Raw genomic sequence first — 12393 nt, 5'->3', positions numbered from 1 at the left:
TTATTTGAAATCAAAAACTCTGGCATTGTTCTTTCTGTTCCTGTATTTCACAAAATGATTGATGTCATCGATTTGGAAATACAGATTTCTTTTATAGAGATAGCTCATCTCTTTGCCCGGCGGATCGCCGAAGGAATGGCCCGGGAAAACACGCACATGTGCCGGAATCAGCCGGATCAGCCGGTGGATGCTGTAATACATATCCTCTGCCGAGCCCCCCTCGCTGTCGCATAAGCCGCAGCCTTCGATAAATACCGTATCCCCGGAGAAAAGGTTGTCTTCACCCCAGTAGCAGACACTTCCCTGCGTATGCCCGGGAGTCACCAGACAAGTAATCTGGGTGTCACCGATACGTATCCGGTCCATGTCTTCAACGGTTCTGAGCCGGGTGCAGCGGTATCTGTAGTAGTCCGCCTCTGTTCTGGAAATATAGACCGATGGGTGATAGAGCATTTCCAGTTTTTTGACCATATTGGTGTGATCGAAATGAGAATGCGTCAGCAGTACAGCCTCCAGGGAAGCGCCCTGCTTCTCCAAAATCTGAATCATCTGCGATACATCCCAGGACGGATCAACAACAAAAGCTTTACGGGAGGTCTTGTCAATTCCGAGATAAGCGTAGTTAGAAAAAGTCATACACTGCGTTTTGATGGTAAACAGATCATACGTTGCTTCCATGTCCGCCTCCTCGAAAATCTGGTTTGTCATATTTCCACAATTTTCTTGATGAATCTACTAAATTATCATCTACGATTTCCTTCAATGTCAATGAATGTTTATGCTGTATAATGTTAAAATTAGTATCATATTTTTGAATTTTTACCTTTTATGCGCTGCGACAAGAACACAGTCGGCCATAAAGCGCCGTTCATCGTCGCCAGGGAAGACCTGAATGTCCTGATAACCGGCATTCGTGAATACTTTCTCCCAGGCATACGGGTCAATAATCGGAGATTTATCGCGCAGGCTCCGGTCCTCGAACATCCACCAGCCTTCCGCCAACCCCCAGACCATATCCACCCAGCGCAGGCGTTTGCAGGCCTCAATCAACAGCATCAGACCATCCGGCACAAGCAGCTGCCGCAGATTAGCCAGCGTTCCGCCGATATCTTTAGTGGCATGAACCACATTCAGCCCAAGCACAACATCAAAGCTGTGCAGTGCCAGGCCCTGCTCCGCCGGATTTTTGCTGATATCAAAAGTCTTAAAGCGCAGGGAAGTGAATTCGGGCTCATCCTTCGCCTTGTTAATAAAATACTCGCCAATATCGGTGAAATAGTAGTTCACATTCGGGAGTTCTGCCAGATCCAGCAGCTGCCGGGTCAAGAGTCCGGTTCCGCCGCCGACCTCAAGGATATTAAGCGGCCCGCCGCCTCCATCCCTGGAGATCAGCATGGAGAGAATATCATGCACCACCCGGGCATAGACCCGTTCCCTGCCATGCTCCACGGTATCCCGGTTGCTCCGCTCTAGGGCGTCAGAGCTGCCCTTAGGGAACAGCACGCTGACCGGAGGGACCCGTCCGCTAAGCGCATCCTTATAATTGCCGGTGCAATAATCCAGGAACTGGAGCATCCCCCGGAACTCATGGAAATCCAGCAGACAGGCCTCATACAGCTCCTGCGGCTGCGGAATCTCCGCTTCGGCCTTGATGAATTTGACGCGGCTGTTCAGCAGCTTCACTACACCGTCTTCCGCCAGCATGTCGATCATGCAGTCCAGCAGCTTGGTATACCCGGGGAGGATCTTCAGCCGCTTCACCCACTCTGATCGGTCATGAATCGTGCCGGGAGTGGTGTCGAGACCGCACTGCCTGATATAACGGTAGGCATAGCTCATGCACAGCTCGTTCAGACGCTCTTCCAGTCCCTCGTAGCCTTCGATTCCCCGTATATTCAGCTCTGCTCTACGCAATTGCTCAGCATCCAGAATTTGCGCATAGCTGTCCCGCAGGCTGAAGGGTTCAGCCTCCGGCCGGAAGATGAACTCTTCCATCGCCCGGTGCAGCTGCTCATGATGCGTCATGAACAGGAAGTGGGCGGCATCTTCCATTTCAACGCAGCGGGCCCCCGGAATTGCAACTGCCATTTCCTTGGATTGCCGGGTATTGATGATGGTGTCGTTCTTGCCATATACGATCAGTACAGGCACCTGAATGCGGCCGATCAGCTGGATGGTCGAGTAGCTTTTGTGATTGCCGGGCAGATAATATTCCATGTACTTCGTGAAAATCTGCTTGTTGATGCTCTTCCCGTATTCCATCAGCTCCAGGGAATCCAGTCCCCGCTCGACTGCTTCAAGATCCTTCTTCATCGCTGCGTCGGCATTCATTTGCGGATTCTCATTGACGATTTCATAGATGGAGCTGACCAGGATCAGGCTGGAAACCCGCTCCGGATACTCCACGCTGAAGGTTTGCCCGACGAGTCCCCCCCAGGAAATGCCGACAAAATCCACCGGCCCGCTCACTCCCAGATTGTCCAGCACCTCCGCAATCACCTTGACCCTGTGCTCCAGCGAGTAATTGTCAATATCCTCACTGAGTCCGCAGCCCGGATTATGGATACTGATGACCCGGCAGCGGCTTGAGAAATAATCGAGCTGATGCAGAATCATCGGCGAAGCCATACCCACACCTCCGACAATGACCAGCGGCTTGCCCTGACCGGAGATTACTACCTCCATCTTCTGACCGGCCGAGGTATTCACCAGCAGCTGGATGTATTTGTGCGGGACGCTATCCAGCTCAGCAGTGGACAGCGGAGGATAACCCGTCCCGGGAGCGTTGATGGAGGAGTCGGCAAGCTTGCTCCAGAAGTCGAGGAAAAAGGTATCTGCACTGTTGACCAGCCACAGGGAATCCTGCCGGGCAGGGGTCAATTGCCCAGTCTCAGCGGGGCTTTGAGAAGGCAGGTGGCCCGTTGGCTGTACAGCAGGCTCCCCGCTGAAGCTGACGTCTGCACCGGAGGTTTGGGTCAGTAGAAACCCGGTTAAGGTGTGGATTGTGCTGTATTCAAAGAAGACATCCAGGGGAAAGCTGAATCCCAGCTTCTCTGTCAGATAGCTGTGAAAGGCCGTGAAGCTGATGGAATCAAACCCAAAGCTTTTCCAGTCGGCATCCGGGTGGATTTTGCCCGCCGGTACCTTAAGCAGCGTGGCTACTCCCTCCACCAGGAGCTTGTTCAATTGCGAGCCCAAATCCTGCCGGTCCGCAGGAGCCGCGTTAAGCGGATCCTCCTGAATCGGCGGCTGCGGCTGCGGCTGCGGCTGGCCTGCAGGACGCTGACTGTTCTCCCTGATGATCTTCAATGCTCCCTCCGGAGACATTTGCTGGTTCTCCACCAGCTTTAACAACTGCATTCTCGAATAGGTGCTCATTCCAAGAGATCCCCCACTAACAGATTTAAGTTCTCGGCGCTTATTTCCCCTTTGTGTACCTTGTTCAGCCACAGCAGCAGCTGATCGTCATCCAGAACAACCGGCTCTTCTTCCGCATGTGCTCCTGCTTCCGGAGTATGAACCGGGCTTAGGGCAGATTCTGGCGCGCTTATGCAGTCCGGTCCGGGCAGCCAGTATCTCTCCTCATCAAAGGCATACTCGGGAAGCGGCGTCTTGCGCAGCGGCTGCGGGTACCAGGCCGTCCAGTCGATGGCAACGCCCTGCACCCATAGCTGGGCAATCTTGTCCAGCTTCTCTCCCAGCAGCAGCTCATTCATGAACAAGCGGCTCTCCTCGCCGTCGAACAGCTTGCTGAGCGCCGAGCGCTGGCTGCTCTGTCCTTCATGTATGCCCGCCTGATCCTGCTTCCCGGACAGGTACATTCCCAGCTTCCCGTGAAGCGTGCTCAGGCTGTCGGCCACAATGGCCAGCCGTTCCGTCATCTCAGCGCGTCCGGTCTGCAGACTGTAAGCCAGCTGCTCCAGGGTGAGGCTGTCCGGCAGAGCAGTTCCTTCCTGGTGCACTCCACTGCGTCCCGCCGCGTAGTAATTGCTGATCCCGCCGGGGTCGTGCTGCAACAGGAACATCACCAGACTGTTCAGCGAAGAGAAGCCGTACACGGCGTCCTTGAATTCGAGCGAGAATTTGTCCTTCAGCAATTCCAGCAGCTGCACGTTCTTGACCGCGTCCAGTCCGTATTCCTCAAGCTCTGCCGCAGGATCAATGTCCTCACCGTCAAGAACCATCACCTGCCGGAACAAGGCGATGACATCACGCCGCAGGCTTGTTTCCAGGCTGTGGGCGTTGTCCTCCGCAGGAAGGGCCGCCTCTCCCGCAAGGCTACGGGCGACAAAGGCCTGGAGTCTGCGGCTGTTCTCCTTTAGACTGCTTTGACTTTTGGCAGACAGGAGAATGATGTGCCGGGAGCGGCTCTGTGCAGGCAGCCCAACCGGCGGATTGCGGTATTCTTCCAGAATGATATGCGCATTGCTTCCGCCTACACCGAAAGCGCTGATGCCCGCCCGGCGCGGAATCTCGCTGCCCCGGTTGCCGGTGAGCGGCTTCCATGGGGCTGTATGCGCTGCAATACTCAGACCGCTGCCTTCCAGCTTGATATAGGGATTCAGCTCCTTGAAGTGAATATTGCCCGGAATCTTCCCGTGCTTCATGGACAGCAGCACTTTGCTTACGCCCGCTATGCCAGCCGCCGATTCCAGATGGCCGATCGCTGTTTTGACCGAGCCGATTACGCATTGCGGCAGCTCTGATTCCGGCTTGCCCCACTCTTGATACAGAGCCTTGAATGCCTTTTTCAGTCCCTCTACTTCAATCGGATCGCCCAGGCTAGTGCCTGTTCCGTGCGTCTCAATATAAGTGACCGTGGAAGGGTCTATGCCTGCCCTCTCATGTGCGCGGATAATGACTTCCGCCTGGGATTTGGCATTCGGGGAAGTAATGGAATTCGACTTCCCGCCATGATTGACCGCCGTCCCCCGGATTACGCCATGGATATAATCCTTATCCCTTAGCGCGGCAGACAACGGCTTCAGCAGCAGCGCCCCCGCTCCTTCGCCTCTCACATACCCGTCGGCGTCCTTGTCGAAGGTCTTGCATTTCCCGTCCTTGCTCAGCATCCCCAGGCTGCTGCCGGCAATGAACAGGTTCGGGCTGGCAATCAGATTGATTCCGCCTGCGACTGCATAGGGGCATCCTTCATGCCAGATCGACTCCACCGCGCGGTGGATGGCTACCAGCGAGCTGGAGCAAGCCGTATCAACCGGTTCGCTGGGTCCGCTCCAGTTGAAGAAATAGGAGATCCGGTTCGTCAGCATCGTGCGGGTCAGCGTGGTGGCAATCTCATCCTTCAGCAGCAGCTCCTGATAATCCCCATTCGATACCCCGATGTACACCGAGGTCCGGGTTCCCGACAGCTGCTCCGGCTTGTAGCCCGCATTCTCGAGCGTATGCCATACGGTCTGGAGCATATGTCTTTCCTGCGGGTCCATCTTCTCCGCTTCCACCGGCGAAATGCCGAAGAAGAGCGGATCAAAGGTGTCGATGCGCTTAAGGAAAGCACCGTATTTCACATCGGTTCTGCCCGTCTCCCGGCGCGGGTCGCCGTAGCGGTTCTGCCAGCTCCAGCGGTCTTCAGGAATGGTCGTGACCATGTCCTTCTGTGCTTCCAGATTGGACCAGAACTGCTCCAGATTGTCCGCTCCGGGCATCATCCCGCTCATGCCCACGATAGCGATAGGCTCCTTGGTGTCCGGCAGGGCACCGGTGTTCCGCCCTGAACGATCCGCCAGGTCCGGGAACAAGGAGGGATCCGGTTTGCGGTGCAGCAGCCTGAATGCAGTCTCCGGCTGAAGGTACGGGTGCGGCGCTTCCGCTTGCAGAGCCTGAACCGGGAGGCGTTCGCCGCCTCGTTCCGTCGGTGCAAAATGAAGGTCGATCACCGTCCGGTATTCACTGTATATCGCTTCCGCAATGGCAGCCGGAGTAGACTGCTCGAAGAACAGCGTTGGTGTAATCTCCACTCCTAAGGCCCTGTTGATGGCATTCGACAGCTCAGTGAACGAGATCGAATCAAAGCCAAGCTCACTGAGATCGGAATCCCGGCTGACCTCGCTCCGGCTGCTCTTGAGAATATCCGCCATGATGCCGATGAGCGCTTCCTCCAGCTGATGGCTTTGTCCGTTATCCCCAGGCGCAGCGGCCGCAGCGGTGAAACTGCCTTCCGGCTGCCGGCTTTGCCGGCTGGCCTGGCGAAGTTGGCCGGTGAAGGTACGGATGAGCTTCTCCCTGTCTCCCGATACCGCCATCACCTGATCCTCCCGGAAGGACAGGCTATCTTCCAGGGCCCGCAGTCCCTGTTCATCGGACAGCGGGTTCATCCCGAACTTTGACCACAGCAATTCCCTGGTAGCGCCGTCCACCTGCATGCCGCCATTTTCCCACAGGGACCAGTTCACTGCGGTATCGCTTCTGCCCCGCTTCTCATTCATCAGCGCCACATAATGATCCAAAAAGCTGTTGGCATAGGCATAATCGCACTGGCCGATATTTCCGACTAAGGCGGTTGAGGAGGAGAAGGGCACGAACAGCAGCTCCGGATTTTCCCGTGACAACGCCCGGTACAAATATACCGTTCCGTATACCTTGGGACTGAGCACATCGGCAAAATCCGCCATGTTCTTCTTAACCAGCAGCGAATCCTTGATTACACCGGCGCAATGAATGACTCCATCCAGCTGATTAAACAAATTCTTAACCTCAGCTACCGTAAGCTCCACCGCTTTCGCATCGGCCAAATCCATCGGAAGATAGACCGCGTCTGCACCCAGCGACTTCAGCCGCTCAAGCTTGGCCGGGTCACCTTCCGGGCTTCTGCCGCACAGCACCAGGCGCGCCTGGTAATTCTCTGCGAGATGCTCGGCAACCCTATAGCCCAGTCCGCCGAGTCCGCCGACGATCATATAGACGCCGCGGGCCTTCAGCCTGCGCGTACGCTCCCGGGGCGGCTGTGCAGGAATTAACTGTCGGGTATATCTGCAGCCCGCTTCATATTTCACCTCATGCTCAGGCTGGCTGGCTGATAACTCCTGTTCCAGCACATGATTCAACCTCCTGTGATCCTTAATATGGATCAGGCTGCCCTGCAATTTGGGACTCTCCAGCACGGCTGAGCGGAAGAAGCCGGACAATGCGCTATAAGCGGCCACTGTTTTCTCATCGCGGTATATGCAGAACAGTCGGACCGGGCTTTGAAACCCGAAGGAAGCCAACCATTTGGACAGATGGAACACGGGATAGACGTCCTGAGCCACACACTCTCTGACCGTCCGGGCGCCTGTGCCGCTAAGCAGATAAACAATCTGCAGCTTCGTATCCTCAGCAATGCCGCAGGCTTTCGCCAGTCTCGTATAACTCTCCGGATCGGCTGGATCAATCTGAAACTGATTAACGGCTAGTGCCTTGTACACTGAGCCAAAGCTTACCCGTACAGCTGGGTCCCCAAGTGAGTTTGTCAGACTCGCCTCCTTCTCCGCCAGAGCGCCGCCCATGAGCAGTAGTCTGGTTCCCGGAGCAGACGGCAGCGCAAGTGGATCTATGGGACTCTCCACCCAGCCAGGGGTCAAATAGACTAGCTCACTTCCGGCGAAATTCGGCTGCAGCAATGCTGCGGAGGCTCCCGCCAGCGGGTTCACCTGAAACGGACGGATGGCAAGCTCCCTCATTCTTGAAACCACTTGTCCTGCTTCTGCCAGAAAAGCGATATCGAATTTCAGTCCCTGACCCGGCGAACGCTGAACATAGGCGTAGGCAGGCTGTACTGAAGCATCCAGAATTTCGAGCTGTCCCAGCACGAACGGCACAAACAGCACCTGCCGGTCAATCAGCCCGGTCCGGTAGGCAAAAGCCACCGCAGACTGCAAGCCTCCGTCGGTCAGGGTCGGGTGCAGCTGATAATGATCCAATGTGGTCATAAGATTGTCCGGAACAGCCAGCCTGGAGACGGCTTCAAACGGATTGCAGTACAAAGCCTGAATCCCCGAGAACCGGCTGCCCAGCTCAGCGCCCAGGCTGCCCAGCAGCTCATAATAGGCACGCGCTTCCTGTTCGCCTCCGCTGCTTCTGCCGATTAAGGCGCTGATATCCAGGCTCTCCTGCCGGAAGTTCCCGGAAGAACCCAGCTCCAGCTTGCCCTGGGCATGGTCCACCCGCTGCCCGCCTTGCTCGGAGTAAATCCTGAAGTCAATCCCTTGGGGTCCGGGCTGCACAGCAGTTCTGACCAGTAACGCTTCCTTGTCCACAAGCACCGGAGTCGACCAGACCACATTGCGGATTCCGGTTACAACATGCTTAGGATCGGCCAAGGCTCCGGCTGCCCGGACCATCTCCAGATAGACAACGCCTGGCAGAACATGCCCATGATCAGCCAGATAGAACTCGTCGCCCTGAAAGGTCTTCCCGAACTCCTGTTCATACAGCGTCGACAGGTTGCGGTCGATCAGGGCGTGCAAGGCTGGCTCCGAGACCACCGTCTTGACGGAAGCGGGGTCTGCCTTCTTCAGCGGCATCCAATACCGGGTCTGTGCAAATGGATAGCCAGGCAAGGAAACTCTCGCCGGACGCTGATTCCCATATAGCTCGGTCCAGGAAATACGGGCTCCGGTTGACCAGGCCTTGGCGAGGGTAACGTGATCCGTAGCCGCCAAGGCATGGGCGATAACCGCTTGTGAATAGTCCTCAGCTCCTGTCTCTGAACGGGATTTCTTAACGCTGCCCGTGTACAGGCCGGATGCTTCATATCCGCCGCAATAGGCGGCAAGCCTGTCCCGCAGCTCCTCTGCAGTGGCTGCGACGATAGCCAGCCGTTCCTCCAGCTCTTCACGTCCCACCTGGAGCGTGTAGGCGATCCCTCGCATATCTACAGCCTCAGCTAGAGCGCCGCGGAAGAGTGCGGCGTATTCGCGCAGCCGGTCACGATTCTTGGCCGACAGGAGGAATACTACAGGTTCATCCGCAGTTTGAGCAGGAGCCGCAGACGGCACATACTCCTCGATGACGGCATGGGCGTTCGTGCCGCCGAAGCCGAAGGAGCTGACACCTGCGCAGCGTGGTAAGAACTGGCCGGACGCGTTCACCTTGGCCTCCCAGGTCTTCGTGCGTTCCAGCACGTAGAACGGGGAGCCTTCCAGTTGAATGTAAGGATTCAGCTCCTTGAAATTCAGGTTACCCGGCAGCTTGCCCCTGGAGAGGGAGAGCAGAACCTTAATCACTCCGGCAATACCGGAAGCCGGCTCCAGATGCCCGATGTTCGTCTTGAGCGCGCCCAGACCGATCTGCGGACCGGGGCACGGAGCCTGGCCCCGGCTCTGGTAAAGCTCGGAGAAGGCTTTTTTCAGCCCGTTGATTTCCACCGGGTCGCCCAGCTCCGTTCCTGTTCCATGCGTTTCGATATACGATACCGCAGCCGGATCTACGCCCGCTTCGGTGAAAGCCTGCACCACCAGCTCAGCCTGCGCATCCGGATTGGGAGCGGTAAGGGAATGCCCCCGGCCGCCGTGATTCTCGGCTGTGCCTTTAATAACGCCGTAAATGTGATCGCCATCCGCCACAGCCTGATCCAGCGGCTTCAGCACTACAACGCCGACGCCTTCTCCTTTGACATAACCGTTCGCACTGCGGTCAAAGGTTTTGCACTGTCCCTCCGGTGAGAATACCCCCATAACTCCCGCACCTACATAGGTATTGGGATCAAGCATCAGGCTCACCCCGCCGGCCAGCGCAAGGCTGCTCTCGCCGTGCTGAATGGATTTCACCGCCCGGTGCAAGGCTACGAGACTGCTGGAGCAGGCGGTATCAATTGATTCACTGGGCCCTTTGAAATTGAACAGGTAAGAGACGCGGTTGCTGAGCAAGGCCGTTGCGTTGCCGATGCTGGACTGGGCCTGAATCTTCTCCATATTCGCGGACAATAACTGCTGGTAATCGGTAAATTGTACGCCGGAGAATACACCCACCGGCTTCCCGGCAAGTGTAGACATTTTATAACCGCTGTCCTCCACCGCTTTCCAGACCGCCTGAATATATAATCTGTGCTGCGGGTCCATCAGCTCCGCTTCGCGGGGCGACAGCTGGAAGAACTTGGCGTCAAAGGTATCATGGCCGCCGATAAAGCCGCCCCAGCGGGAATTGGTGCGGTTCTCAGCCTGCGGGTCGGTGCTGTAATAGGCTTTCCAGTCCCAGCGGTCTGCAGGAATCTCCCGGATCTGACTCTCCTGGCGATCGAGGAAATTCCACAGCTCCTCCGCCGTGTCCGCACCCGGCAGCTTGAAGCTCACGCCAATCACCGCCACATCCCGCCGCGCCGAAGCTTCCGGCACGGCCTTGGTGCGGCTGGTCTTGCTGCGGCCGGAGAATTTCTGTGCCAGCGGCAGCAGCGCAGGCGGCTGTGCTTCCCCTGCACCTGCTTCTATGGAGCGGGGCAGACCGGCAGGATCCTCCTGCGGAACAGATTGCGGTGCCGGAGCGGTCTGTGGCTTCAGCTGAATTGCCTCCTGTGCGGGCAGCGGTGCAATACGTATCTGCTGCTCAAGTGAACCAGTCACAAGAGTCGCCGCTGCATAATGAGCCTGAACCTCCCGGCTGAATTCCTCCATCAGGAACGGGGTCAGCTCGCTCAGTGTGGTTTTGGCGAAAAAGACAGCCGGAGACAGTTCAATTTCATACAGCTCGCTTAACCCGTCAGCAAATTCCTTCAGTGAAATCGAATCAAAGCCGAAATCGCCCATGTTCTCCTCCGGATTCAGCTTGCCGGGCTGTGTCTGCAAAATTTGCGCCGCCAGGTGCAGCACATCGCGCATTACCTGTTCTTCCATGGACTCGGTTGTATTCCCCGTATGCTCCTCCAACTTAGCTATTCCTCCTCTGGCCTGCTCGGCCTCCTTCGGCTTCAGCCTCAGCTGCGTTTCCAGCCTTGTTCGTTCCCCGTACACTACTGCAGCTTGCTGCTCCTGGCCTGCCAGGATGGCTTCAAAAGCACTGATGCCCAGCGCCTCTGTTAAATACCCCATTCCGGAAGTCTGCAGATAGAGCTGTTCCCCCTGATTGTCCAGGTGCATTCCGCCCGCTTCCCATAGCGGCCAATTCAGGCAGAGGCTTCTGCCCTGCCGTTCGCCCTTCTCGGTCTTTTGCTGCCTGCGGCGGCAAAACCGGTCCAAAAACCGGTTCGCCACGGCATAATCACACTGTCCGAAATCACCAAGCAGGGATGAAGTTGAGGAGAAGGCGGCAAAGAAATCCAGCGGCTCCTGCTGCGTGGCTTCATCCAGAGCAGCAATACCCGCGATTTTCGGCTGGAGAATCTCTGTGAAGGCGGCCGTGCTTTTCTGAAAAATAAGCTGATGGCTCGCTTGTCCCGCCGCATGAATCACACCGTTAAGGACTCCGTAATGCTGCTTGGCCAGACGGACTGCCGAATGCACTTCAGCGAACTTCGCAATATCGCAGGTCAGATACAGCGCGTCTCCACCGGAGGCACGCAAGGCCGCCAGTTTATCCTCCAATGAGGCTGTAAGCGGACTTCTTCCCAGCAGAACCAGCTTCGCCCGGTAATTCTCCGCGAGATGAGTGCTCAGAATCATGCCCAGCGCACCGGCTCCGCCGGAAATCATATACACGCCGCCTTGCTTCAGAAGAGCAGGCCCGTCTGTCCCCAGGTTAAGCTCGCTGAACCGCTGCTCCAATCGGCAGCCACCCGTATATCTCACTTCATGTGCAAAAGCAAAGCGGGTCAGCAGGCTTTCCTCCCGGATGAGTTCCGCCAGATTCGTTTCTCCACCTTGCAGCCCGATATGGGTGAAGCGAAGACGCGGATATACCCGCTGCAGCGAGCTGCCGTAGGCTCCCAAAGCTTCGATTGCAGGCTGCTCTCCGCCGCCGCTCCGGGATACGGACAACCAGCGGATATTCAGCCGCAGCTTCAGGGCATGAAAGGCCTGGACCCAATGAAAAATAGTGAAAATAGCACCGGTGTCCGGCGGTGTCAGTAAATCATCCGGCGGCGCGGTATTCTTCCAGAGCATCGCCATATAGGCGATTTGCAGGTTGTCCATGGCAGCTTCAGCCAGCACAGCGGTATAACCCTGCTCCACCGCAGGATTGATCGTGTACGTATGACCGTCCTGTTTGTGAAAGGAGTTTCCCGCCAGCACGGTAATTACAGTGAAATCCCGGCTGAGTTCCTTCGCTGCCGCCTGGCCCTCCATGTCCTCTGCCTCCATAAACAGCAGCATTGCCTTAGCCTCTTCCTTAGAGGGGATCGCCCGGGCTTGCGGAACGGGGGCGGATTCCGCCCACAGCTCCTGGAAATAGATTAATTCCTTACGGTCTTCCGGTTTGTCCATGCTCATTGTGCTGACCACCAACCTATGTTTGATATGCTATATT

The 12393-nt window shown here is 56.6% G+C and carries 3 protein-coding genes; all 3 read right to left on the bottom strand.

Annotation, left to right across the window (positions count from 1 at the left end; all coding sequences use genetic code 11):
* The gene (locus MKZ24_RS20490; RefSeq protein WP_039291928.1) at window positions 1–678 is read right to left on the bottom strand and encodes an MBL fold metallo-hydrolase; all 678 of its coding nucleotides are present in this window, start codon (window positions 676–678) and stop codon (window positions 1–3) included.
* A gap of 141 nt (window positions 679–819) precedes the next feature.
* Window positions 820–3378 carry an alpha/beta fold hydrolase gene (locus MKZ24_RS20485; RefSeq protein ID WP_340785902.1) on the bottom strand — a complete coding sequence of 853 codons (2559 nt, stop codon included), beginning with the start codon at window positions 3376–3378 and terminating at the stop codon, window positions 820–822.
* Complete coding sequence (locus MKZ24_RS20480) at window positions 3375–12356, bottom strand: SDR family NAD(P)-dependent oxidoreductase (RefSeq protein ID WP_340785900.1); 8982 nt, start codon at window positions 12354–12356, stop codon at window positions 3375–3377. The genes MKZ24_RS20485 and MKZ24_RS20480 overlap by 4 nt, the downstream gene beginning before the upstream one ends.
* Between the last annotated feature and the right edge of the window lie 37 nt (window positions 12357–12393).

This window comes from Paenibacillus sp. FSL R7-0297, from assembly GCF_038009025.1.
In the GTDB taxonomy this organism is placed as follows: domain Bacteria; phylum Bacillota; class Bacilli; order Paenibacillales; family Paenibacillaceae; genus Paenibacillus_AQ.
Note: the sequence above shows the minus strand (reverse complement) of the source record. Positions and strands in the feature narration are given on the sequence as shown.

Coding starts and splice junctions, on each gene's coding strand:
- MKZ24_RS20490 (WP_039291928.1), bottom strand. CDS start 678: ATGGAAGCAACGTATGATCTGTTTACCATCAAAACGCAGTGTATGACT.
- MKZ24_RS20485 (WP_340785902.1), bottom strand. CDS start 3,378: ATGAGCACCTATTCGAGAATGCAGTTGTTAAAGCTGGTGGAGAACCAG.
- MKZ24_RS20480 (WP_340785900.1), bottom strand. CDS start 12,356: ATGAGCATGGACAAACCGGAAGACCGTAAGGAATTAATCTATTTCCAG.